We start from the raw sequence: 22,993 nt of genomic DNA, 5'->3' as shown, positions 1-22,993 counted from the left end.
GTTATTGTGTTAGTGCATACTGAACTAAATTAGCACCCATTTTTAGCGCGTTTAAGCGCTTATCTTGTGTGTCTTCTGGATAGGTACCGAAATCTTCCCAGCCGTTGCCCAGATCGCATTCAAATGTGTAATAGCAAATCACTCTCCCTTCCCGGATTAAAGCCAGGCCCTGAGGTGCTTTCCCATCATGTTCATGGATCTTCGGTAAACCATTTGGAAACTTAAATTTTTGCTGGTAGAGCGGGTGATTTGGAGGGAGTTCTACAAAAGAAAGTTCAGGGAACACCTTTTTCATTTCTTTGCGGATGAATTTATCCAGTCCGTAATTGTCGTCGATGTGAAGAAAACCACCACCGCTGAGGTATTTTCTCAGGTTCTGGGCTTCAGCATCGCTGAAAACCACATTTCCATGCCCGGTCAGGTATACGAAAGGATAATTGAACAATTCCGCACTACCCACTTCCACAGTGGCATCCTGAGGTGCAAAATTGGTGTTTAGATTTTTGTTGCAGAACTCGATAAGGTTTGGGAGTGAAGTTCTGTTGGCATACCAATCGCCTCCCCCATTATATTTCAGCTTAGCCATCTTATAAGTTGGCGGCTTAAAACCACACAACAAAAACATCAATCCGACAACTAAGCCTGTTTTTAATTTCATCTGTTTAAATAATTCACTTCAAAGCAGGCTGCTAATGCAGCAGTTTCTGTTCTCAGACGTGTATTACCTAAAGTTAAAGGTTTAAAGCCGTTTTGCAAAGCGAGTTCGATTTCTTTCGGACTAAAGTCGCCTTCAGGACCAATTAAAACCGTATAACTTTTATGAGGTTCAGCCACCTGGCTGATGTACAAACGAGGTTCTCCATCGATGCAATGTGCAATCATTTTAATAGAGTTATTCTCTATTTTCAGAAAATCAGTGAAGGAGATCTGTGGATTTAACACTGGGTGATAAGCCTGTAAAGACTGCTTCACGGCAGATGTGATCACTTTATTAAGCCGATCTTCTTTGATGATTTTCCTTTCAGAACGTTCGCAGATGATCGGAGTAATTTCGTCGATCCCTATCTCGGTTGCTTTTTCAAGGAACCATTCCAATCGATCGATATTTTTTGTAGGTGCCACCACGATATGTAGGTGGTGGTTTCGTTTTTGATATTCCTGAATAGAGTTAATCACACGAAGCTGGACATTTTTCTTTCCTTCACCGATGATTTCCGCTTCATAAAAGCCTCCTTTTCCATCAATCAGGTTCACTACATCGCCCATCCCTAATCTCAGGACCTTCAGACAATGTTTACTTTCTTCTTCATTTAAAGAATACTCGGTGGCCTCAATATCAGGGGTATAAAAAACATGCATTGTGTAAAAGGTTTAGTGGTTGTCCACCATATCGCTTTTATCAATCACAAGTTCAAGCTTTATGGTTTCAATATTTTGCTCTGTTTTCTTTAGGATGGTAAATAAATAGCCGTAGCATTCTTCGCTGTCGCCCACTTCCGGTATTTTACCAAAAGCGTGTGACACCAATCCGCCTACAGTATCAAAATCCTCATCTTCAGGAAGGTCGTGCGGTAAATGCTCATTCACATCATAAACTGTGGCATAAGCATTAATAATGAATTCAGTTTCAGAAATTTTCTCTACTGTTGGCTTTTCTTCATCATATTCATCCTGGATTTCTCCAACGATCTCTTCTACGATATCTTCCAGTGTGACCATACCTGCGGTACCGCCAAACTCGTCGATTACGATCGCGATCTGAATGCGTTTCTGCTGAAGTTCGCTCAACAGATCATTGATTTTTTTCGTTTCAGGGACGAAATAAGGTTTTCTGATGATGTCTTGTAATACCCAGTCTTTTTTAGAAGCCAGGAGTGGTAAGATATCTTTGGCATGAATAATACCGATGATCTTATCAATAATACCATCATATACCGGTAGTCTGGAATATCCGTCTCCGATGATCTTATCAATCACCGCTGCTGGAGGAGTGGACAATTCTATACCTGATATTTTGGTTCTGGGAACCATAATATTTTTTACAACTCTTTCGTTGAAGTCAAAGACATTTTTAATCAATTCATGCTCATTGGTATCTAAGGCTCCACTTTCCTTACCCTGATCCAATAAATAATGAAGTTCCTCAGTACTGTGTACAGACTCATGGCCCCCTACAGTTGAGATTCCAAAAATTTTAAGAATCATGTTTGCAAATCCATTCAGCACCCAGATGAAGGGTCTGAAGATCAGATAAAACGCTTGCAATGGCACTGCGATAAACAGTGTTGTTGCTACAGGGCGTTGTATTGCAACCGATTTAGGCGCCAGCTCACCAAATACAATGTGCATTACGGTAATAAATAAGAAGGCGATTGCGGTAGAGATGGAAGAGATGTATACCTCAGAAAAATTAAAGCCGACTAACATGTCGTGGATCAGGCTGTGCATCACTGATTCACCCACCCAACCTAAGCCCAGAGAGGCTAAAGTAATACCTAGCTGCGTGGCAGCCAGGTATCCGTCCAGATGCTGGGTAATATATTTTGCAATATTTGCTACCCTGTTACCTGATTTTGCTTTAATTTCAATTTGTGATGCCCGGACTTTTACAATTGCAAACTCTGCTGCAACGAAAAACCCGTTCAGTGCTACTAAGAAGAATGTTAAAAATATCTTGAATCCTTCCATTAAGATGTTTGATTTCTAAACTTCTGGTCATAAAGGAGGATACTTTCTTGTATCACTTTATGCGCATATCGAACGCCCAAAAGATGCTCAATAGTAACTTGTTTTTCTTCTAAGGCTTTATAATCCTGGAAAAACTTCACAATTTCCTTCATCGTATGAGGAGGTAATTCTGCTAAATCATTGATGTAGTTTACAGACATATCATTTTTTGCTACTGCAATAATTTTATCGTCTTGTTCACCATTATCCACCATGTGCATTACACCAATAACTTTTGCTTCTACGATTGACATTGGGTAAACGTCAACAGAACAAAGCACAAGGATATCCAGAGGATCATTATCATCACAATAAGTTTGTGGGATAAAACCGTAGTTGGCCGGGTACATTACAGAAGAAAAAAGTACCCTGTCTAATTTAATCAGGTGGGAATCTTTATCGATTTCGTATTTTGCTTTAGATCCTTTAGGAATTTCAATAATTGCATTTACTGTTTCAGGTAAGTTTTCACCTGGAGAAACAAAATGCCACGGATGACGCTCGTCTTTAATCATTTTTAATGTTCAGTGTTTGATATATCGTCATTGTCTTCTTTCACCACTTTCTTCTTTACAAATGTGTAAACAAGGGGAATGGTTGTGATGACAATAAAACCTATAATTATGTATAATAAATAATCGTTAATTTCTTTTTCAAATCTTTTGCCAAGGAAGTAACCTAGCAAAGTTAAGGAAGCAATCCAAATAATTGCACCTGCAAAGTTATATAATGCAAATCTTTTAAAGTCCAGTTTTACTACACCAGCAAAAATCGGTGCAAAAGTTCTTACAATTGGCACAAAGCGCCCCATTATAAGTGCAAAGGCCCCCTGTTTATTATAATAATCTTCGGCAGCCTTTAAATAGCGTTTTTTAAAGAAGAAAGAGTCCTTTCTATCGTACAGTACAGGACCCGTCTTTCGACCAAACCAGTAGCCAGTAAAGTTACCTGAGACGGCGGCAATAATTAGTCCGATGATCAACACGTATAAGTTGACGTCTAATTTGCCTGTAGCGACGAACATGCCGGCAAGAAACAACAGGTAGTCCCCTGGTAAGAAGAAACCAAAAAACAAACCTGTCTCGGCGAAGATTACAAACATTACAACATAAAAACCACCTTCTTTAAGTAGTTTTTCAGGATCAATGAATTGCTGTAATGAGTTCCAGAAATCTTGCATAGTTCAATTATTCGTAAAACTACATATAATTATCTACAGAAATGACTATATCAGATTTAAAATTACAGCAGGATAAATCCCTAAGAAAACAGTGATGATCAGCGATAAAGCCAATACAACCTTATACTGCACAGGCGTTTCCAGTTCTACTTCCGCACCTTCCTTGAAATACATAGCTACAATTACTTTAAAATAATAGTAAAACCCTACTAAAGCATTCAAAATCGCAAAAGCCACCAAATAGAAATGATAATCGTGCATTACATTTAGGAACATCAGGTATTTACCAATGAAACCGGCTGTTAATGGGATACCCGCTAAGGACAGCATTGCTACTGTCAATGCGAAGGCCGCAAAAGGATTGCGTTTGCCTAAACCATTGAAGCTCTCAAAATTGTCATTACCTGTTTTCTGTTTTACCAAAATCAGCACGCCAAAAGCAATAATACTCGCAAAAGTATAAGCTGCGGCGTAAACCAATACATTGTTCATAGAACTGGCAGTAAGAGATACTAAAGAGAACAATAAGTAGCCTGCATGAGAGATACTGGAGTAAGCCAGCATCCTTTTGAAGTTCTTTTGAAATAGAGCAGTAACGTTACCGATGAATAAAGTCAGACATACGATCACCATCAAAGGAGGTAACCAGAAATCATGCAATGGTGCAAAAGTATCAGCAAATAGACGTAGAATTGCCGCGAAACCTGCCGTTTTCACTACGGTAGACATAAAAGTAGTGATCCACGTTGGTGCACCTTCGTATACATCCGGAGTCCAGAAATGAAATGGCGCCGCACCGATTTTAAAGCACAAACCTACCAATAACAAGATCACTCCTGAATAAAATAGCGGAGAAATCTGCTGTGGGTTCTCCACCAGGTATTTATTGATCGCATCCAGGTCGAAAGAAGCCGTAGCACCGTAGATCAGGGTAATACCGAACAAAAGGAAGCCTGTAGAGAATGCGCCCATCAGGAAGTACTTTAAAGATGCTTCATTCGAAGCGAAATTGTTCTTTCTGATCCCTGCCAAAATATAAAGGGCGACAGACATGATCTCCACACCGATAAATAACATCGACATGTTTTTGTAAGACACCATGATCACAATCCCTGTCAGGGCGAAGAGCATCAGGGTAAAGTATTCTGCAATATTTTCGCTATTGGCGGCAAAATAATTCTGCGTCAACAGGAAGATGAAAAGTGTTCCGATAATTGCTAGACCAGCGAAAGCTAATGCAAAGTTATCCATTTGCATCATTCCATAATAAGTCTGATTTGAGTTCCAGGAAGTAACTACAAAAGCTAGCGAAGTAAGCAAACCAATTAAGGAAAGGGGTAATAACGCTTTTTTAGCTTTAAACAAACCTGCATAAAGCACCACTAAAGCTGTAACAGTAATTGTTATGATGATATTCATTTGCTTAGTTTACCGATGTTAATTTTTGTGTTACCTGTTCTATTAATTGTTGTACCGAGGCTTCAGATAAATGAAGAATTGGCTTAGGATAAACACCTAAAGCAATAATCAAGGCACAAATGACGTACAATACTACTTTTTCAGATCCTTTAATATCTGTAAAGCCGATGGTGAGGTCATTGGTTTTTCCAAGCATAATGTTCTGATACATTCTGAACATATATACCGCACCAAAGATGATAGACAATCCAGCGAAAACGCCTGCCCATACCTGGTACTGGTAAATTCCGATCAGCAATAAGAACTCTCCAATGAAGCCATTCGTTCCTGGAAGTGCTACGGTTCCCAATACAATGATCAGGAAGGCAATGGCCAATTGAGGCGCTTGCTTAGCAATACCACCCAATTCAGCGATTTTATTGGTTTTCATGCGACTGGTGATAATGTCCAGTACAAAGAATAAACCAACTACGTTGATACCGTGACTTAACATCTGTACCATCGCACCCTGCATCCCTTGTGTATTTAAAGCGAAAATACCTGCTGAAATTAATCCAACGTGAGCAATAGAAGAATAAGCAACCAATCTTTTGGCATCTTTCTGGGTAAAAGCAATGATAGAAGCATATACCACACCAATAATCGAAAGAATAATGGCTAAATGCCCCCATTGCTCAACACCTGCCGGAGCAATTGGCAATAACCACCTGATTACGCCATAAATACCCATTTTCAACATAATACCTGATAACAGCATCGTACCCGGAGCTGGAGCTTCAGTATATGTATCTGGCTGCCAGGTATGGAATGGGAAGATTGGCATTTTAATCGCAAATGCGATAAAGAAAGCCCAGAAAATCCATCCCTGCTGTGCAGAATCAAGGTTAAGTTGATAGAAAGCCTGTAACTCAAAATTATGAGCTGGATTTTGTAAGTAAAGATAAATGATTCCCATCAGCATGAATAACGATCCAGCTATGGTATACACGAAAAACTTCATGTTTACTTTAATCCTGTCTTTACCACCCCAGATTGCACAGATAAAGTAAATTGGAATCAAGGCTGCTTCCCATCCGATATAGAATAAGAAGGCATCTAAAGCCGTGAACACCAATAATAAACCAAACTGCATGAACAAGATCAATGCAAAAAACGCATTGGCCTTTTTATAGTTGTGCTGATAAGCCGATAAAATAATGATCGGAACCAATACATTGGTTAATAAAACGGTGATCATGCTGATCCCATCAATTCCCGCATGGAAATTGATGCCTAAATCCTGAATCCAGGGATAGTTTACCGCAAATTGCGTACTGGCATCCGGTGTAAAATTACATACCGTGATGAGCGTCAAGCCTAATGAAAGGATTGCTGAGCCCAGAGCCACATGTTTCGCTGCATTACCTGTGAATGCAGTAACCACGGCGCCAACCAATGGTAGAAAGATAAGAAGTATTAAAAGTTGTTCCATTATGTTTTCTTGAACGATCTTTTACAGAGATAAATAAGTATACAATAACAATGAGATGATTCCTACCACCATCATTAACAGATAGAAGCCAACGTTTCCTGACTGAACCAAACGTAAACCTTTACTGGCTTCCGAAGTGCTCCAGCCTAAACCGTTCACAATACCATCAACAATTTTATTGTCAATAATTTTATAGAAGAAAGTTGAAAGTGCATCCAAAGGTTTTCTGATGAACAGATCATAAATCTCATCGATATAGAATTTCTGGTAAGATAGGTTAGCCAAAGCCGATCTTTTTCCTTCATCAGGAACTGGGATGTGGTTTTGTTTCACATATTTCACATAGGCAAAGCCGATGGCAATCAGCACACCTATGACAGAAACTGCCATTAACATATATTCCGTAGCATGATCTGGTCCTTCTGTTGCATGTTTGATCACAGGAGCCATCCAGTGCGATAACCAATGGTTACCACCCAATGCTTCTGGAACACCGATCATTCCACCAATTGCAGATAAAACTGCCAATACGATTAAAGGAATCGTCATTGATTTCGGAGATTCATGAATTTTCTCTTCTGCATGGTGCGTTCCGCGGTACTTTCCTGAGAAAGTAAGGAACAACATTCTGAACATATAGAAAGCCGTTAGGAAAGCAGTGAATACACCGATTGCCCACATGGTTTTATCGTGTGCATATACATGCGCCAGGATCTCATCCTTAGAAAAGAAACCAGAGAATGGAGGTAAACCAGCAATCGCAATCGTACCGATCAGCATGGTCAGGAACGTAACTGGTAATTTCTTACGTAAGCCACCCATATGCCTCATGTCTTGCTCATGGTGCAATGCATGAATTACAGAACCTGCACATAAGAATAATAAGGCTTTAAAGAAAGCATGTGTGATCACATGGAAGAAAGCACCGTTGTAAGCGCCAACCCCTAAACCAAGGAACATATATCCCAATTGAGATACGGTAGAATAAGCCAGCACCTTTTTAATGTCTGTTTGTGTTAAGGCAATAATTGCCCCTAATACTGCCGTTGCTAAACCAACAATGGCAATAATATGCTGAATCATTGGTGCTAAGTCGAAGAGCACATTTGACCTGGCGATCATATATACACCTGCAGTTACCATGGTAGCCGCGTGGATTAACGCAGAAACCGGCGTTGGACCAGCCATCGCATCCGGTAACCAGGTAAATAAAGGCAATTGAGCCGATTTACCACAGGCACCGATAAATAACAACAAGGCGATTAAAGCAATGCTGCCATTTCCAGGAAGCATATTTGCTGCCTGAGGGAAAATTTTAGAGAACTCTACGGTACCGAAAGTGGTAAAGATAAAGAACACACCTAATAGGAAACCAAGGTCACCGATACGGTTCATGATGAAAGCTTTCTTTGCTGCAGAAGCATAGCTGCTGTTCGTATACCAGAATCCAATCAGTAAGTAAGAACAAAGTCCTACACCTTCCCATCCGATAAACATCACGATGTAGTTAGAACCTAGTACCAATAGCAGCATGAAGAAGATAAACAGATTCAGGTAGCTAAAAAACTTCCCGAAAGCCTCATCAGCGTGCATGTAGCCAATAGAGTAAATATGGATTAAGAAACCTACACCGGTAATGATCAGCAGCATAATTGAGCTTAGTGGATCTACCAGGAAGGAAAGTGGAATGTTCAGCTTACCAGCGCTGATCCAGTCGAACAGGAAAATCTCATGCGACTTATTCGCATCTGCTCCCAATTCGAAGAAGATGCCTACACTGATGGCAAAGGAAATGAATATCACGCTGCTTCCGATAAAACCAATCAGGTTTTTAGAAAGCGTATTTCTTCCCAGGCCGTTGATAACAAAGCCTAAAAGTGGAATTAAGGGAACCAGCCAAACTAAATTTATCATGTTATTACTTTATTCTTATTAATTACCACTTAAGGCGATTCAACACATTTATATCTATAGATTGAGTATTTCTGTACACCATTACGATGATACTTAGCCCTACTGCAACCTCTGCAGCGGCAAGTACCATGATAAAAAATACGAATACTTGTCCTGACGGATCATTGTTATGCACCGAAAATGCGGTCAGCAGTAAATTTACTGCATTCAGCATTAATTCTACCGACATAAAAATGACGATGGCGTTTCTACGGGTCAATACCCCAATTACACCAATGGTGAAAATAATCGCACTTAGCCAGATGTAGTGGTTAAGTGGTACTCCCTGCAATCCCTGAGTTATGTTTTCCATTCAGTTTATACTTATTTTATGGCAATGAGTTTTACATCAAATGATGCTACCCAGTACTACGCTTTTTCTTTTTTAGTTAACAATACTGCACCTACCATTGCGGTTAGCAATAGAATTGAGGACAGCTCAAAAGGCAACATATAAGGACCAAATAATTCCTTACCTAAATTCTTCACCAATCCCAGATTAGGGTTTTTCAATAATACCGGGTCAGAAATCGCTGTTGCTTTTAAAGAACCAATAATGGTCACTACTAAACAACATCCTGCAATTACGCCTACCACCTTAACTAAGGTCGATTTTAGTGGCTCATTGTCCTTATTCAGGTTGAGTAGCATCAGGACAAAGAGGAACAGTACCATGATGGCCCCCATGTAAACGATAAAATTCACGACTGCCAGAAACTGCGCATTCAATAGAATATAATGAACCGTTAATGTAAAGAAAGTAACAATTAAGTAAAGCACGCTATGCACCGGGTTCTTAGAAAAGATCACCATCAGTGAAAAGATGACGCTTAATGTTGCTACAAAATAGAATACCGATGTACCCATTTATTATATAATTTAAACTGTTTATATTAATAACCCAAAGGTTACCTATGCTTATTATTTCTTCTCTAATGGTGCCTCTACCAATTTATCCTTGCCGTAAATAAAATCTTTACGCAGGTAATCTGAAGGGACAATCGGACCGTCTAAATAGATGGCTTCTTTTGGACAGGCTTCTTCGCACAATCCGCAGAAGATACAACGTAACATGTTGATCTCATATACTGAGGCATATTTTTCCTCACGGTAAAGGTCTTTCTCTTCCGGTTTACGTTCTGAGGCAATCATAGTGATCGCTTCTGCCGGGCAAGACAATGCACAAAGGCCACAGGCCGTGCAACGTTCTTTACCTTCTTCATCTCTTTTCAAAGAGTGCATCCCCCTGAAGTTCGTAGAAAACTCTCTTTGCTCTTCCGGGTATCTGATCGTCGCTTGTTTCTTAAAAAAGTGACTGATGGTAATAGCTAGGCCTTTAGTGATTGCAGGCAAATACATGCGTTCTGCAAACGTGAGAGGCTTTTTCTCTAATACTTTCTTTTTACTGGTTAATGGTTCCATTAAACCTCCTTTTATACCGCTAAATGCGGACAGTTAAAACTTTTCAATTATAGCAATCACAATACTTGTGATGATGATATTCGCAATGGCCAAAGGAATCAATACCTTCCAACCTAAGTGCATCAGCTGATCATAACGGAAACGAGGAATCGTCCAGCGTACCCACATGAAGAAGAAGATGAAAGCAAAGATCTTTAGGAAGAAAACACCTACTCCGATTAATGGAGCGATCACTGTTCCTGTTTGTACCAGTACCCAATCCATTCCTGGGTAGTTGTAACCACCAAAGTATAAACTAGCCATTACCGCTGCAGAAACAAACATATTGATGTATTCTGCGAACAGGTAGAAACCTAATTTCATGGACGAATATTCTGTGTGGTAACCACCAATCAGCTCCGTCTCACATTCCGGTAAATCGAAAGGTGCCCTGTTCGTCTCTGCAAAAGAGCAGATCATGAACAATAAGAAACCTAATGGCTGGTACAATACGTTCCAGCGCCATCCGTGCTGATTGGCAACAATCTCTCCCAAACTCATAGAGTTGGTCACCAATAATAAGCCGATAATGGATAAACCCATTGCAATCTCATAACTGATATTTTGTGATGCTGCACGAATCGCACTTAATAAAGAATATTTGTTGTTGGATGCCCAGCCACCGATCATTACGCCATATACTCCCAAAGAAACCACCCCGAAAATATAAAGCACACCTACGTTAATGTCTGTTACCTGCAAAGGAATCACGCGATCACCGATCGTCATTGCGCTTCCCCATGGAATCACTGCGGTTCCGATACAAGCTGTTAACATTGATAAACCAGGCCCCACCATAAACAACCATTTACTGGCGTTTGTAGGAATGATTTCCTCTTTCATGAACATTTTAACCCCATCAGCTAGTGGCTGAAGAATTCCAAATGGACCTGCTCTATCTGGTCCTAACCTATCCTGTAGAAATGCAGCCACTTTCCTTTCTGCATAAGTGGAATACATGGCTATCACTAAACTTATACCGAATATAATCGCTACCAGTACAAATTTTTCTATTACAAAAGCTATATCCATTAGAATTTAGTGGTTTTTTCTAGTTCAATCCTATTTGCTTCTTTCAATCGCTCATCTTCCTGAATTACCGGTAAAGGTATTAAAGTCTCGTAGTGATTTGAGGCGATTACAGAGGTATCTGGAATGTGTGTAGGATGCTCAATAGTCCAGTCTGCAGTCTTTTTCTTGTCAAAGCGACAAGTATTACAGATAAACTCTTCCACCTCACCATAAACATCTTTTCTTGCAGTTACGCGCAAAACATCTGCTCCTTTATACCATAGTGTTACTTTACCGCTGCAGGTAGGGCAATCTCTATGTGCATCGATTGGTTTTGTAAACCAAACTCTGTTTTTGAATCGGAAAGTTTTGTCTGTTAATGCACCCACCGGACACACATCGATCACGTTTCCAGAGAAATCATTGTCGACAGCCGTTTGGATATAAGTAGAGATTTCTGAATGATCTCCACGGTTTAAGATACCATGAACACGTTTATTGGTAATCTGATCAGCCGTAAATACGCAACGGTAACACAAAATACACCTGTTCATGTGTAACTGGATTTTATCACCGATATCAATGCGTTCGAAAGTTCTTCTTTCAAACTCATATCTTGTTTTCTGTAAACCATGCTCATAACCTAAGTTCTGAAGGTCACATTCACCAGCCTGATCGCAAACCGGACAATCTAATGGATGGTTGATCAACAACATCTCCACTACACCACTTCTTGCTTCGATCACTTCCGGGGAAGTAATATTCATCACTTCCATTCCATCCATTACAGTGGTACGGCATGAAGCTACTAATTTTGGCATTGGACGCGGATCTTTTTCAGAACCCTTGCTCACCTTTACGATGCAGGTTCTACATTTTCCACCACTGCCTTCTAATTTGGAATAATAACACATCGCCGGAGGAACAATATCCCCACCGATTTGGCGCGCAGCATTTAGGATGGTCGTCCCAGGTGCTACTTCTACGGTTATTCCGTCTATGGTTACCTTAACTTTATCACTCATTGTTAAAGATATTCTTTATCATCACTTTGCTTTTCCAGGTATTAAGCTTTCCAAGCATTGGTTTGATCGTTAATTTTCTGTACTAACTGCTTTAGCTATTGGTTCAGCATAATTTGCCAATCCGTAATTTGTATCCAGAGATAACTGAGGGTTTTTCACATGCCATTCAAATTCATCTCTGAAATGTCTGATGGCACTTGCTACCGGCCATGCTGCTGCATCACCTAGCGGACAAATCGTGTTCCCTTCAATTTTCTTAGCTACATCCACCAATAAATCAATATCGCTCATTTTACCATGGCCATATTCAATGCGGTGAAGCACTTTTTCCATCCATCCAGTACCTTCACGACAAGGCGAACATTGTCCGCAACTCTCATGGTGATAAAAACGGGAGAAATTCCAGGTGTTTCTAACCATACACTGGTCTTCATCAAAAGCGATAAAACCACCAGAACCCATCATCGTACCCGTAGCAAAGCCACCTTCAGATAAAGATTCATAACTCATTAAACGAGGTTCCCCGTTTGCAAGTTTTAAGGAAAGGTTAGCAGGAAGTACCGGAACAGAAGATCCACCGGCAACAGTTGCCTTTAATCTTTTGCCATTGGCGATACCACCACACCATTCATCAGAATAGATAAATTCTTCAACAGGAAGACCCAATTCAATCTCATAAACACCTGGTCTTACCAAGTTTCCAGAGGCTGAAATAAGTTTTGTACCTGTACTGCGTCCAATACCTACTTTTGCATACTCATCGCCACCATCATTAATGATCGGTACTACAGCAGCAATAGATTCCACATTGTTGACTACCGTTGGACAGCCGTACAATCCTGCAATTGCAGGGAATGGGGGTTTGATCCTTGGATTACCACGTTTTCCTTCCAATGATTCCAATAATGCAGTTTCTTCACCGCAGATATAAGCACCACCACCCGGCTGAACGTATAATTCCAGGTCGTAACCTGAACCTAAAATATTCTTACCTAAAAATCCAGCATTTTTGGCTTCCGCAATTGCTTTTTCCAGAATACGAATTTGAGGCATCATTTCACCACGTACATAGATAAAAGAAGTTTTTGCACCCAAAGCAAAACTGGATACAATCATACCTTCAATCAGTGCATGAGGAATGTGAGTCATCAGATAACGGTCTTTAAACGTCCCTGGCTCCGATTCATCGGCATTACAAACCAGATAACGTGCTACCCCCTCAGGTTTAGCTAAAAAGCTCCATTTCATTCCCGTAGGAAATCCTGCACCCCCGCGACCGCGTAATCCAGACTTCTTTACCTCTTCCACAACTTCATCAGGAGTCAGAGTTTTCAGGGCCTTTTCCACGGAACGGTACCCGCCTTTCTGGCGATAAACATCCAATGTATGAATGCCTGGTACGTTTATATGTTCTAATAATAGTTTACGACTCATTATTTCTTGCGTAAGTCTTGTATCAAATCGTCTACCTTTTGTTCGTTAAGGTTCTCATAGAAAGTATATTCAGGCCCAATTTGTAATACTGGTCCGTAGCCGCAAGCAGCTAAACACTCTACGCCTCTCCAGCTAAATAAGCCGTCAGGAGTCACCTCGTTTTCTTTAACGCCAAGGCTTTTTTCAATATGGCCCATCAGTTTCTCTGCACCTACCAGACAGCAAGGTCCCGTTCTGCAAACTTCCAAAACGTATTTTCCTTGTGGCTTTAAGAAATACATACTGTAGAACGAGGCTACTTCATATACTTCAATTGGCTCTATGCGCAGATATTCCGCAACTTTATCCATAGCATTTGGACTTAACCAGCCCAGCTCTGCCTGTACTTCATGCAAAATTGGCAATAAAGCGGATTTTTGCTTTCCTTCCGGATACCTTTTAACGATCTCTTCAAACTTTTCAACTAAAGCTGAGGAGAACTGTACAGGTTGTTGTTCTTCTACTTTAAGCATCTAATTCTCCTGCAATAATATTCATACTACTCATGTTGATGATGGCATCTGACAACAGCATACCAACACTCATGGGCGCAAACATTTGATAATTTATAAAGCTTGGTCTTCTAAAGTGCAAACGGTAAGGTGTTCTACCACCATCGTTGATCAAATAGAAACCCAATTCTCCGTTACCACCTTCTACAGCATGGTAAACTTCTGCTTTTGGAGCATCAATCTCTCCCATCACAATTTTGAAGTGATAGATTAAAGCCTCCATATTGTTGTAAACTTCTTCTTTAGCTGGTAAATAGAACTCAGGAACATCTGCATGGAAGATTCCAGCAGGCTCATGTTTCAATTTCTCCAAAGCTTGTTCAATAATGCTCACACTTTCCCACATTTCTGCATTACGTACCAGATAACGGTCATAAATATCACCGCTGGTACCTACAGGAACCTGAAAATCGAAATCCTGGTAAGAAGAATAAGGCTCGCTGATACGAACATCATAATCTACACCTGCAGAACGCAATAATGGGCCAGTCCAACCATAATCCAAAGCCATTTCTGCAGAAACTGCAGCCACACCTGAAGTACGGTCGATAAAGATCCGGTTACGGTCAAGCAAACTTTCGAATTCTTTTAATGCTACTGGGAATGTTTTTAAAAATTTGTTGATTTTCGCAAAGGCGATTTCATTGAAATCTCTTTCAAAACCACCAATTCTACCAATGTTAGTCGTTAGACGCGCACCACAAATCTCCTCGAAGATTTCATAGATGTGCTCTCTGAACTGGAACAGGTAAAGGAAAGTTGTGGTTGCACCAGTATCCTGAGCAATAATGGTGTTACATATAATGTGATCGGCGATCCTGGACAGCTCCATTACAATTACCCGAAGATAATCGACCCTTTTAGGCATCTGGATGTTCAGCAATTTCTCTACTGTCATGTGCCATCCCATGTTATTGATTGGCGATGAACAATAGTTCAACCTATCTGTCAGCGGAGTGATTTGATAGAATGGGCGGTGTTCTGCGATTTTTTCAAAAGCACGGTGGATATAGCCAATGGTAGAAACACCACTTACAATACGCTCTCCGTCTAACTGAATAACATTTTGAAAAACACCATGTGTTGCAGGGTGAGTAGGTCCTAAATTCAGGGTGACTAACTCATTCTGAGGATCATTATCTGTATATACCGGCTGATTGTGATTCATGTGCTTATCTACCAAAGTATTCGTCTTTTTTATCTACTCTGTTTGGATCTTCCAAAGGATATTGTTTCAACATCGGATGAACACCAAGGTCGTCCATGTTCAATATTCTTCTTAAATCCGGATGACCTTCGAATTTCACACCGAAAAAGTCATAGGTTTCTCTTTCCATCCAATTCGCGGCATTCCAAAGAACGGTCGATGTAGGAATGGTAGGATGATGCTCATCAATAAACACCTTTACGCGTACCCTTACTTTTTTCACCATACTGTGTAAGTGGTAAACCACTGCAATACCGTGTTTTTTCTCCGGGTAATGAACTGCTGTAATGTCCGTAAGGAAGTTAAAATTTGTGTCGCTTTCTTTTAAGAACCGCAGTACATCGATGATGACATCTTTTGTGGTTTCGAAAGTAAGTAAGCCATAAGGCTCATTTACCCCTATAATTTTAGCACCAAACTTTTCAGAAAGTGCATCTAAGATTTCTTTATTTGTCACCTCTGCCATTATAGAATTCCGTATGAAGCCAACATTTCTTTGTATTGATCTGAATCTCTTCTTCTCAAAGATTCATTTTTAACCAGCTCCTGGATCTTCCCAAAGCCATCTAAGATCGCTTCTGGTCTTGGAGGGCAACCTGGAACGTACACATCAACAGGAATGATCTCATCGATCCCCTGAAGTACTGAGTACGTATCAAAGATACCACCACTGGAAGCACATGCACCTACGGCAATTACCCAGCGAGGTTCAGCCATTTGTAAATATACTTGTTTTAACACCGGACTCATTTTTTTAGCGATGGTACCCATCACCATTAATAAATCCGCCTGACGAGGAGAAAAACTTAAGCGTTCAGATCCAAAACGACCGAAGTCATAGTGAGAACCCATTGTAGCCATAAATTCGATACCGCAACAAGAGGTTGCGAATGGCAGGGGCCATAATGAATGGGAACGTGCCAAACCAATTACTTTGTCTAAAGAGGTGGCAAAAAAACCAGATCCTTCTATGCCTGGAGGCGCGTCTACTATATTGATGTTACTCATGATACAAAACGAAAAAAGGTTCATTCCTACAAAGAATGAACCACAAATTTACAATATTTTGAAAGGAATTGGCCTAAACCTTGATCATTTAGAAACAATCTAAATAGGTTAATTCCAGTCTAAAGCTTTCTTTTTCAAAATGTAGATAAAACCTAGCAGCAGCGTGCCCATGAAGACGAACATCTGAATCATTCCAGTCATTCCAAGCTCTCTGAAGTTTACTGCCCATGGGTACATGAAGACTACCTCAATATCAAAAAGAACAAACAGGATCGCTACTAAGAAATACTTAATAGAGAAAGGCTGGCGTGCATTACCAACCACCTTTACTCCTGCTTCGAAAGTAGCTAACTTATCAGCTGTTTTTCTTTTTGGGCCTAAAAAGTGTGTGGCAATCAAAGTCACAACAACAAATCCTAAAGCAACAATAATTTGAAATACAATAGGTAAAAAATCTACAGGTACACTTTGGGTTTCCATGGCATTAAATTTGGGACAAAATTAAAAGAAAAAGGCAGGATAACAACCCTGCCTTTTTCTTTTATTGGAAAATATTACTTTTTCTTAACTGGAGTCTTACCTGCTGGAGCAGTTAATTGCTTCAAACGCTCTTGAGCACCTGTATTTGCAGGGTCAATTGCTAAAGCTTTAGTCAAGTATTCTTTTGCTTTTTCTTTATCAGTTTGTGCATAGTAAGAACCTGCATAAACATAAGCTTCTACCAATTCTTTTGGCTGTGCAGCTGCAAGCTCAGGCTTAGTTACAGTTACCAATTGAATCAACTGATCATAGTAAGGAACAGCTAACCATTTAGGGTTATTTGCATCATCGTTATATTTTGCAATACGTGCTCTAAAAGCATACGCTAAAACGAAATCATTTTTTGCTTTGATGATGTTCGCAAATGCAGAGTCAGCATCAGCTAAGATTTTCTTATCTGGATGTTTACCGTCTCTGTCTTTGAAAGCATAGTCATAATATTTTGCTGTACCTAAATAATAGTTATTAGTTAAGCTATTTGGACCATTAGGGTTCGCTTTAAGCGCTAAGGCATAAACGTCACCAGCTTTATCATATTTTTTAGCTTTGAATAATGCCAAGGCAACTTCTTCTAAAGCATCTGCTTTTGTTGAATCTTTCTCTACCGCTTTAACGATATTTCCTAAAGCTAGGCTATCATTACCAGTCTGCATCTGAGCTTTACCAAGGTAAAGGTAATCATCAGCGATGATACGTGAAGGATCTTTAACTTTTGCAAAGAAATCATTCATGTATTCCAAACTCTTAGGATAGTTCTTATTCTCATAAGCTGAATAACCACGTAATCTTGATACCACAAGGCTTTTCTCATTGTTAGGGCTCATTGTAGCTAATTCAGTAGTTACTTGCTCTAACGTTGGGTAATCCTTTGCATAAAACAAGAACTGCGCATAACGTAATTTAGACTCATAAGAGTTATCTGTCAGGTCTAAGTATTTTTTATAGTTAGTCAATGCCAAAGCAGATTTCGCAGCTTGTTCAGCTACTACTTGATTTGCCCATTGCATGTACAACTCAGCAAGTTCTCTGTAAGCAGGACCGTAGTTAGGATCAGCAGCAATAGCTTCTTTTAAGCGGTCTTCTGCTTCTGGAAATGCTCTTGATTCTGTATACATTCTACCAATCTGAACTGTAGCTCTGATTAGATTTGCATTGATGTTCAATGCTCTCATATAGTTTTGCAAAGCTTCAGAGTTCTTTTTCTGAGCGGCATAGTAATCACCTAAGGCTAAGAAAGTCTCTGCATCTTTATCATTTGCATCCAACTCATCCGCTTTTTGCAGGTAAGGCAATGCTGCAGTAAAGTCTTTATTATCGGTAGCGATATAGGCTTTACCAATGTATAACTGAGGGATATAATCTTTTTTAGAAGATACCTCTACAGCTTTATCAAAATTCGTTTTTGCTGAAGTAGGATTTTTATCATATAAATCTGCTTCACCTAAACCAATATAGTTTAAAGGATTTTTAGGATCTGCAGTTACACCTTGAGCAAAAGTTGCTCTAGCCGAATCCACATAATCCATTCTTAGATATACATCACCTAAATTAAAGTAGTTTTCTCCTTTATTCGCTTGTGATTTAACCAATGCTTTCAGCATGGTGGTCGCTTTCTGGTACTGTTCGGCATCTACAGCCTTCTTTGCATCATTTAAGCTTTGAGCAAAAGAGGCAGAACCCATCACTACTAAACCTAAACTTAAGGTTATTGCTTTCTTTGTCATTTTCATGGTTCACTATTGTTTTAATTGTAATGAAGCTCCTAAGCAGGCTTCATAGTTCAAATATAAAATTTAGTTTGTATTCTTTAAATTAAATTCTCTCGGCATCATTTTATGTGGACCTAGTCCAGATTTGAGTACGATCAGCTGTCCGCGTGGACTCACTAACCAGTTTGCAAAACCTGTGCCTAAACCTTCACGGCCTTCCGCATTAATGATGTAGATATTTCTTAAAAAAGGATATATCCCATTAATTAAATTCTTTTGAATTGGCGTATAAAACGCATCATCCCCTTTTTTTCCTGGTAAATTCTTCAGCCCCAGCATCTTCACTTTGGCGAGTGGCCCAGCCATAGCTGCCCCATTAGAGATTAACCAGTTTACGCCAACAACACCAATAAAATTTTTATTCTCTGCAACGTACTTAATAACGTCATTATTGTCCTTTAAAGTATAAACTCCTTTTTTGGGCAGCTCTTTTACTCCGGCAAGGTCCTTAAAGTAACGTAAAGTACTGGAATAAGCATTATCGAATACCAATTGTTTTTCAGAAGTTGATTTTCCCTGCAGGATATCGATCACTTCCTGTACCGTAATGGTACTATCCACATTCGCCACATTCGTGATTAAAGCAATCCCATCAATGGCAAACCTCGACGTTCTAGGGACAATACTTCTATTTCTATACATCTTGTCCTCTTCTGGTGTCAGCATCCTGGAAGAAATCATCACCCTTACGCTATCGTTTAGAAAGGTAGGTAGAATTTTATTCTCATTACCTTCAATCACAGTAAATTCTGAAGTAGGGTAATCCGTTTTGAATACCTCAATCTGATCTGCCAGTACTCTGGCAAAGGACGCGTCAGTCAGGATCGTAACGCTTCCTGTGGTGCGACTTTGTTCCACTGTATTTTCAGGCTTAGGCTTACGCTTACAGGCCACAAATACGAATAACAGCAATATCAGACTTAAGTGTTTCATTTGAATCAATATTTTTCGATAAAATGCGATTATGCTAAGCTATTTGAAGCGTCAACTTAGGATAATTCGAATTTAATCGTCTTTAGGATTAATTAACCGGGCAAATCTAATGGCTGCATAAACGATCAGCAATAACCCAAACATGATGCGATAAGTTTTCTGGATTTCAAAGGGAATATCAGTCCAGAAGATCAATAACAGGCCTAATACGAAATAAAACGTAAACATCACCAGGCCTAAAATGAACAGAAATCGCTGTTGAGGCGATTTCTGTTTAAATGTTCTTAAATTAAACATTCGTAAATACTATTGAGATAAGGTAAAGCTGATTGGAATATTGAACTTCACACGTACCGGTTTTCCGTTCTGGATACCCGGAGTCCAACGTGGACTAGCTTTCAATACTCTGATGGCTTCCTCATCAGTACCACCACCAAGTTTTCTTTCAACCTTGATGTCGGTTAAGTCTCCATTTTTCTCTACTACGAAAGATAAGAATACTTTACCTTGAATGTTATTTTCCTGAGCCATTGCTGGATATCTTACCGCTTTCTTCAAGTAAGCGTAGAATTTCTCCATACCTCCAGGGAAACCTGGCTGTGTTTCAATACTCACGAAGTCATAAACCTTTGTATCTTCTACTACAGCTGCTTGTTTAGGGCCATCTCCAACAGGACCGGCAATTACAATATCAGCAGTAGGATCACCTTCAATGGTTTTCTGACCTGGATCCGCTTTCTTCAAATCTTCGATCTGAACCGGCTCCTTGTCAATCACCTCATTATCCGGTTTTACAATCGGAGGAGGGAATTTAATCTGATCCTGTTTCGGTGGCGGTGGCTCTACCGGTGGAGGTGGAGGGGTATCCGGATTCACCGGTGGAGGTGGTACAACTGTAACCTCTACTTGCTTCACGATCTCGTCTTCAGGCAGACTACCTTTGATCATGTTCAAAACTTTTGGGGTTATAAATGCAACTACGAAAATAGTAGAAGCAATCAATAACGCTTTTGTTGTATTTGCGGAACTCGTACTGCGAAGCTGGTATGCTCCGTAGCTCTTGTTTTTACCCGCGAAGACGACGTCAAGCCATTCCCGTTTCAATAAATCTATTTTAGAACCTAACATAGCTTACTATTTAATATTTTATTAATTCTTTTATTATAAAATTCCAGCACTTCTCATGAAATCTTTTTCAGCATCAGTAATGTTCTCATCATCGATGGCAGGAGCTGTCGTGATCTTAGTGATCGCTAACTCATCCATAATATCAACGAAGTTCTTGTAATTCGCTCCTGATGTAGGCTTGATCACCATGATGATCTGTCTGCCACCAGTAGTTTCAGCTACTTTCTTTTTATTATCTAATATTGATTTTCTGATATCAGCAAAACTCTCAACATTAGGCTTTGATTTACCAGCTTCTCCCATGTACCAGGCAACTTTATTGTCTTTACCCAATAATATAGTCATAGTCTCAGAAGCACGCAACTCATTCTTTTCAGTCGATTTGTCGTCTTTATCAGGCTTTGCAATATCCATTGCAATTGGTTTCGACAGGGAAGTGGTCAACATAAAGAAGGTGATCAGCAAGAAGGCTAAATCTACCATCGCCGTCAAATCGACTTTGGTATTCGCTTTCTTACTCCTTACTTTTTTGCCTTTTTTCCCCCCGCCGGAGGTATCTAATTCAGCCATAATATTTATCTATTGAGCATCGCCTTCGGCAGATGTGATTAAACTAAACTTGTTAATTTTTTGCTTCTGCAAAATATCGATCACTTTCTTCACCGCAGGGTATTCTTCCTTAGCGTCTCCTTTGATACTGATACGCATTGGCGCTGCGTGTAATTCGGCTACGGCAGTACGTGATTGCATCACCCATTCCGCCAATTGATTGTTTGTTGAATCAGTTGGAATACCTGTGTCGATGCCCGATTTGGTACGCTCATCACCGTTCATGTTAATGAACTGCTTTAAACTTTGAATTGGCACACCGAAAGCACCAACTACACCAAAACGTTTTCTTTCTTCAGGAGTGAATTTAATTCCGTACTTCTCTCCCATTTTATCAAGGGTCGCCATTTTAATGTCATTCCCTACGATTTCATAAAACACTTTGCCTTTTCCAATCGACAATATACCCATGTCCAAATCTGGAACCTTAAGTTTATAAGTCGATGAAGGGATAGTTACATCCAAAGGATCAGGCTGACGTGCTGTTGCTGTTAAAATAAAGAAAGTAAGCAATAGGAAAGATACGTCGCACATGGCGGTCATATCTATCGAAGTACTCTTTCTTTGAACCTTTGCTCTTGGCATAATTTTAAAAATTACTTATGTATTTAACTAATGATGTTTATTCTTCCGGTTTTCCATAAAGCCGGTAAAAAAAAATACATTATTTTTTATTTATGCGTAGAAGCGTAAGTCTGGATGATGCTGAAACCTGCTTCATCAATAGCGTAAGTCAATTTATCGATTTTCGAAGTTAAGATGTTGTACATGATAATCGCGAAAGTAGAAGTACCAATACCTGTAGCTGTGTTAATCAAAGCCTCAGAAATACCAGTTGCTAATGCAGCCTGATCCGGAGCACCAGAGTTAGCTAAACCACCGAAGGCCTTGATCATACCTGTTACTGTTCCTAATAGACCTGTTAATGTACCTACTGATACTAATGTTGCAATTACTGTTAAGTTTTGCTCTAACATTGGCATCTCTAATGTAGTTGCTTCTTCGATATCTTTTTGGATCGCTAAACATTTTTGATCTGTATCCATGTTTGGCTCAACTTCCATCTCTCTGTATTTTTTCAAACCAGATTTGATTACGTTCGCTACCGAACCTTGTTGTCTATCACACTCAGCCATAGCACCTTCGATGTTATTTGAGTTTAAAAGTGACTGCACTTTTTTAACGAAAGCGTCTAAGCTACCTTTACCAGTTGCTTTACCAATTACGATCATACGCTCAATAGAGAAAACGATAACCATTAAGAACATACCCATTAATACTGGTACGATGAAACCACCTTTGTAAGCCATACCCATGTAGTTACCTACTTTTGGCATAGTCTCATGCAAATCTGGATCTGCGCCGTCAATAAAGTTATCTCTACTACCCAAGACAAACTTGAAAATACAAATACCGATAATGATACAGATAGGAATTACTAATGTTGCAAATAAATTTGAAGCAGATGAAGAGCTCTCTTTTTGAACTGTTGTTGGTTTTGGTGCGTTTGCCATTGTTTTTTAGTTTTTTAGTTTTTAGTACTCGTGTTTTTTTTAAATTTAGATTA

The 22,993-nt window shown here is 39.7% G+C and carries 26 protein-coding genes; all 26 read right to left on the bottom strand.

The window, feature by feature from the left end; genetic code table 11:
• Position 1: 1 nt before the first annotated feature.
• The 26 genes from K7X70_RS01900 to K7X70_RS01775 all read right to left on the bottom strand — a co-directional run bounded on the left by K7X70_RS01900 (position 2) and on the right by K7X70_RS01775 (position 22,940).
• Positions 2–658: a DUF4159 domain-containing protein gene (locus K7X70_RS01900; RefSeq protein WP_222535469.1), complete on the bottom strand. Its 657-nt coding sequence runs from the start codon at positions 656–658 to the stop codon at positions 2–4.
• Positions 655–1,359, bottom strand: a complete 705-nt coding sequence (locus K7X70_RS01895; RefSeq protein WP_222535468.1) for a 16S rRNA (uracil(1498)-N(3))-methyltransferase — start codon at positions 1,357–1,359, stop codon at positions 655–657. The genes K7X70_RS01900 and K7X70_RS01895 overlap by 4 nt, the downstream gene beginning before the upstream one ends.
• A gap of 12 nt (positions 1,360–1,371) precedes the next feature.
• On the bottom strand, positions 1,372–2,688 hold the full coding sequence (locus K7X70_RS01890; protein ID WP_222535467.1) for a hemolysin family protein: 1,317 nt from the start codon (positions 2,686–2,688) through the stop codon (positions 1,372–1,374).
• Positions 2,688–3,242, bottom strand: coding sequence for an inorganic diphosphatase (locus K7X70_RS01885; RefSeq protein WP_062546557.1), 555 nt, complete (start codon positions 3,240–3,242; stop codon positions 2,688–2,690). The genes K7X70_RS01890 and K7X70_RS01885 overlap by 1 nt, the downstream gene beginning before the upstream one ends.
• A 2-nt stretch (positions 3,243–3,244) precedes the next feature.
• Positions 3,245–3,907: a DedA family protein gene (locus K7X70_RS01880; protein ID WP_222535466.1), complete on the bottom strand. Its 663-nt coding sequence runs from the start codon at positions 3,905–3,907 to the stop codon at positions 3,245–3,247.
• 45 nt (positions 3,908–3,952) lie between these two features.
• Complete coding sequence (locus K7X70_RS01875; RefSeq protein ID WP_222535465.1) at positions 3,953–5,326, bottom strand: NADH-quinone oxidoreductase subunit N; 1,374 nt, start codon at positions 5,324–5,326, stop codon at positions 3,953–3,955.
• Between the two features lie 4 nt (positions 5,327–5,330).
• Positions 5,331–6,797, bottom strand: a complete 1,467-nt coding sequence (locus tag K7X70_RS01870; protein ID WP_222535464.1) for a complex I subunit 4 family protein — start codon at positions 6,795–6,797, stop codon at positions 5,331–5,333.
• A gap of 21 nt (positions 6,798–6,818) precedes the next feature.
• The gene (gene nuoL, locus K7X70_RS01865) at positions 6,819–8,711 is read right to left on the bottom strand and encodes an NADH-quinone oxidoreductase subunit L (RefSeq protein ID WP_222535463.1); all 1,893 of its coding nucleotides are present in this window, start codon (positions 8,709–8,711) and stop codon (positions 6,819–6,821) included.
• Positions 8,712–8,733: 22 nt separating this feature from the next.
• Positions 8,734–9,063 (bottom strand): NADH-quinone oxidoreductase subunit NuoK, encoded by a 330-nt coding sequence (gene nuoK, locus K7X70_RS01860; RefSeq protein WP_062546552.1) that lies wholly within the window; start codon positions 9,061–9,063, stop codon positions 8,734–8,736.
• Between the two features lie 56 nt (positions 9,064–9,119).
• On the bottom strand, positions 9,120–9,617 hold the full coding sequence (locus K7X70_RS01855) for an NADH-quinone oxidoreductase subunit J family protein (RefSeq protein WP_187666288.1): 498 nt from the start codon (positions 9,615–9,617) through the stop codon (positions 9,120–9,122).
• 54 nt (positions 9,618–9,671) lie between these two features.
• Positions 9,672–10,172, bottom strand: a complete 501-nt coding sequence (locus K7X70_RS01850; protein ID WP_062546550.1) for a NuoI/complex I 23 kDa subunit family protein — start codon at positions 10,170–10,172, stop codon at positions 9,672–9,674.
• Positions 10,173–10,205: 33 nt separating this feature from the next.
• Positions 10,206–11,243, bottom strand: a complete 1,038-nt coding sequence (gene nuoH, locus K7X70_RS01845) for an NADH-quinone oxidoreductase subunit NuoH (protein WP_187666290.1) — start codon at positions 11,241–11,243, stop codon at positions 10,206–10,208.
• On the bottom strand, positions 11,243–12,247 hold the full coding sequence (locus K7X70_RS01840) for an NADH-quinone oxidoreductase subunit G (protein WP_222535462.1): 1,005 nt from the start codon (positions 12,245–12,247) through the stop codon (positions 11,243–11,245). The genes nuoH and K7X70_RS01840 overlap by 1 nt, the downstream gene beginning before the upstream one ends.
• Positions 12,248–12,316: 69 nt before the next feature.
• The gene (nuoF, locus tag K7X70_RS01835) at positions 12,317–13,681 is read right to left on the bottom strand and encodes an NADH-quinone oxidoreductase subunit NuoF (RefSeq protein WP_222535461.1); all 1,365 of its coding nucleotides are present in this window, start codon (positions 13,679–13,681) and stop codon (positions 12,317–12,319) included.
• On the bottom strand, positions 13,681–14,193 hold the full coding sequence (locus K7X70_RS01830) for an NADH-quinone oxidoreductase subunit NuoE family protein (RefSeq protein WP_187666293.1): 513 nt from the start codon (positions 14,191–14,193) through the stop codon (positions 13,681–13,683). Before K7X70_RS01830 ends, nuoF begins: the two co-directional genes overlap by 1 nt.
• Positions 14,186–15,400 carry an NADH-quinone oxidoreductase subunit D gene (locus tag K7X70_RS01825; RefSeq protein WP_222535460.1) on the bottom strand — a complete coding sequence of 405 codons (1,215 nt, stop codon included), beginning with the start codon at positions 15,398–15,400 and terminating at the stop codon, positions 14,186–14,188. The genes K7X70_RS01830 and K7X70_RS01825 overlap by 8 nt, the downstream gene beginning before the upstream one ends.
• 4 nt (positions 15,401–15,404) lie before the next feature.
• A complete protein-coding gene (locus tag K7X70_RS01820; RefSeq protein ID WP_222535459.1) occupies positions 15,405–15,905 on the bottom strand; it encodes an NADH-quinone oxidoreductase subunit C in 501 nt (166 codons plus the stop codon).
• Positions 15,905–16,447, bottom strand: coding sequence for an NADH-quinone oxidoreductase subunit B (locus K7X70_RS01815; protein WP_062546543.1), 543 nt, complete (start codon positions 16,445–16,447; stop codon positions 15,905–15,907). The genes K7X70_RS01820 and K7X70_RS01815 overlap by 1 nt, the downstream gene beginning before the upstream one ends.
• Before the next feature lie 108 nt (positions 16,448–16,555).
• Positions 16,556–16,927 (bottom strand): NADH-quinone oxidoreductase subunit A, encoded by a 372-nt coding sequence (locus K7X70_RS01810; protein WP_062546542.1) that lies wholly within the window; start codon positions 16,925–16,927, stop codon positions 16,556–16,558.
• A 74-nt stretch (positions 16,928–17,001) separates the two neighbouring features.
• Entirely contained in the window at positions 17,002–18,717 is a 1,716-nt protein-coding gene (locus K7X70_RS01805) for a tetratricopeptide repeat protein (protein WP_222535458.1), read from the bottom strand.
• Between the two features lie 63 nt (positions 18,718–18,780).
• Complete coding sequence (locus tag K7X70_RS01800; RefSeq protein WP_222535457.1) at positions 18,781–19,689, bottom strand: substrate-binding domain-containing protein; 909 nt, start codon at positions 19,687–19,689, stop codon at positions 18,781–18,783.
• Between the two features lie 72 nt (positions 19,690–19,761).
• Complete coding sequence (locus K7X70_RS01795) at positions 19,762–19,986, bottom strand: hypothetical protein (RefSeq protein WP_222535456.1); 225 nt, start codon at positions 19,984–19,986, stop codon at positions 19,762–19,764.
• Positions 19,987–19,995: 9 nt separating this feature from the next.
• Positions 19,996–20,817: an energy transducer TonB gene (locus K7X70_RS01790; RefSeq protein WP_222535455.1), complete on the bottom strand. Its 822-nt coding sequence runs from the start codon at positions 20,815–20,817 to the stop codon at positions 19,996–19,998.
• 33 nt (positions 20,818–20,850) lie between these two features.
• Positions 20,851–21,387 (bottom strand): ExbD/TolR family protein, encoded by a 537-nt coding sequence (locus tag K7X70_RS01785; protein ID WP_222535454.1) that lies wholly within the window; start codon positions 21,385–21,387, stop codon positions 20,851–20,853.
• A gap of 9 nt (positions 21,388–21,396) precedes the next feature.
• Complete coding sequence (locus tag K7X70_RS01780; RefSeq protein ID WP_222535453.1) at positions 21,397–22,011, bottom strand: biopolymer transporter ExbD; 615 nt, start codon at positions 22,009–22,011, stop codon at positions 21,397–21,399.
• A gap of 86 nt (positions 22,012–22,097) precedes the next feature.
• Entirely contained in the window at positions 22,098–22,940 is an 843-nt protein-coding gene (locus K7X70_RS01775) for a MotA/TolQ/ExbB proton channel family protein (protein ID WP_222535452.1), read from the bottom strand.
• Positions 22,941–22,993 lie beyond the last annotated feature (53 nt).

The organism is Pedobacter polysacchareus, from assembly GCF_019802255.1.
Taxonomy (GTDB): Bacteria; Bacteroidota; Bacteroidia; order Sphingobacteriales; family Sphingobacteriaceae; genus Pedobacter; species Pedobacter polysacchareus.
This window is presented reverse-complemented; position numbering and strand designations above follow the sequence as displayed.

Coding starts and splice junctions, on each gene's coding strand:
- K7X70_RS01855 (WP_187666288.1), bottom strand. CDS start 9,617: ATGGGTACATCGGTATTCTATTTTGTAGCAACATTAAGCGTCATCTTT.
- K7X70_RS01780 (WP_222535453.1), bottom strand. CDS start 22,011: ATGCCAAGAGCAAAGGTTCAAAGAAAGAGTACTTCGATAGATATGACC.
- K7X70_RS01900 (WP_222535469.1), bottom strand. CDS start 658: ATGAAATTAAAAACAGGCTTAGTTGTCGGATTGATGTTTTTGTTGTGT.
- K7X70_RS01880 (WP_222535466.1), bottom strand. CDS start 3,907: ATGCAAGATTTCTGGAACTCATTACAGCAATTCATTGATCCTGAAAAA.
- K7X70_RS01890 (WP_222535467.1), bottom strand. CDS start 2,688: ATGGAAGGATTCAAGATATTTTTAACATTCTTCTTAGTAGCACTGAAC.
- K7X70_RS01815 (WP_062546543.1), bottom strand. CDS start 16,447: ATGAGTAACATCAATATAGTAGACGCGCCTCCAGGCATAGAAGGATCT.
- K7X70_RS01790 (WP_222535455.1), bottom strand. CDS start 20,817: ATGTTAGGTTCTAAAATAGATTTATTGAAACGGGAATGGCTTGACGTC.
- K7X70_RS01775 (WP_222535452.1), bottom strand. CDS start 22,940: ATGGCAAACGCACCAAAACCAACAACAGTTCAAAAAGAGAGCTCTTCA.
- K7X70_RS01820 (WP_222535459.1), bottom strand. CDS start 15,905: ATGGCAGAGGTGACAAATAAAGAAATCTTAGATGCACTTTCTGAAAAG.
- K7X70_RS01825 (WP_222535460.1), bottom strand. CDS start 15,400: ATGAATCACAATCAGCCGGTATATACAGATAATGATCCTCAGAATGAG.
- K7X70_RS01885 (WP_062546557.1), bottom strand. CDS start 3,242: ATGATTAAAGACGAGCGTCATCCGTGGCATTTTGTTTCTCCAGGTGAA.
- K7X70_RS01895 (WP_222535468.1), bottom strand. CDS start 1,359: ATGCATGTTTTTTATACCCCTGATATTGAGGCCACCGAGTATTCTTTA.
- K7X70_RS01840 (WP_222535462.1), bottom strand. CDS start 12,247: ATGAGTGATAAAGTTAAGGTAACCATAGACGGAATAACCGTAGAAGTA.
- K7X70_RS01850 (WP_062546550.1), bottom strand. CDS start 10,172: ATGGAACCATTAACCAGTAAAAAGAAAGTATTAGAGAAAAAGCCTCTC.
- nuoH (WP_187666290.1), bottom strand. CDS start 11,243: ATGGATATAGCTTTTGTAATAGAAAAATTTGTACTGGTAGCGATTATA.
- K7X70_RS01830 (WP_187666293.1), bottom strand. CDS start 14,193: ATGCTTAAAGTAGAAGAACAACAACCTGTACAGTTCTCCTCAGCTTTA.
- K7X70_RS01795 (WP_222535456.1), bottom strand. CDS start 19,986: ATGTTTAATTTAAGAACATTTAAACAGAAATCGCCTCAACAGCGATTT.
- K7X70_RS01805 (WP_222535458.1), bottom strand. CDS start 18,717: ATGAAAATGACAAAGAAAGCAATAACCTTAAGTTTAGGTTTAGTAGTG.
- nuoF (WP_222535461.1), bottom strand. CDS start 13,681: ATGAGTCGTAAACTATTATTAGAACATATAAACGTACCAGGCATTCAT.
- nuoL (WP_222535463.1), bottom strand. CDS start 8,711: ATGATAAATTTAGTTTGGCTGGTTCCCTTAATTCCACTTTTAGGCTTT.
- K7X70_RS01875 (WP_222535465.1), bottom strand. CDS start 5,326: ATGAATATCATCATAACAATTACTGTTACAGCTTTAGTGGTGCTTTAT.
- nuoK (WP_062546552.1), bottom strand. CDS start 9,063: ATGGAAAACATAACTCAGGGATTGCAGGGAGTACCACTTAACCACTAC.
- K7X70_RS01810 (WP_062546542.1), bottom strand. CDS start 16,927: ATGGAAACCCAAAGTGTACCTGTAGATTTTTTACCTATTGTATTTCAA.
- K7X70_RS01870 (WP_222535464.1), bottom strand. CDS start 6,797: ATGGAACAACTTTTAATACTTCTTATCTTTCTACCATTGGTTGGCGCC.
- K7X70_RS01800 (WP_222535457.1), bottom strand. CDS start 19,689: ATGAAACACTTAAGTCTGATATTGCTGTTATTCGTATTTGTGGCCTGT.
- K7X70_RS01785 (WP_222535454.1), bottom strand. CDS start 21,387: ATGGCTGAATTAGATACCTCCGGCGGGGGGAAAAAAGGCAAAAAAGTA.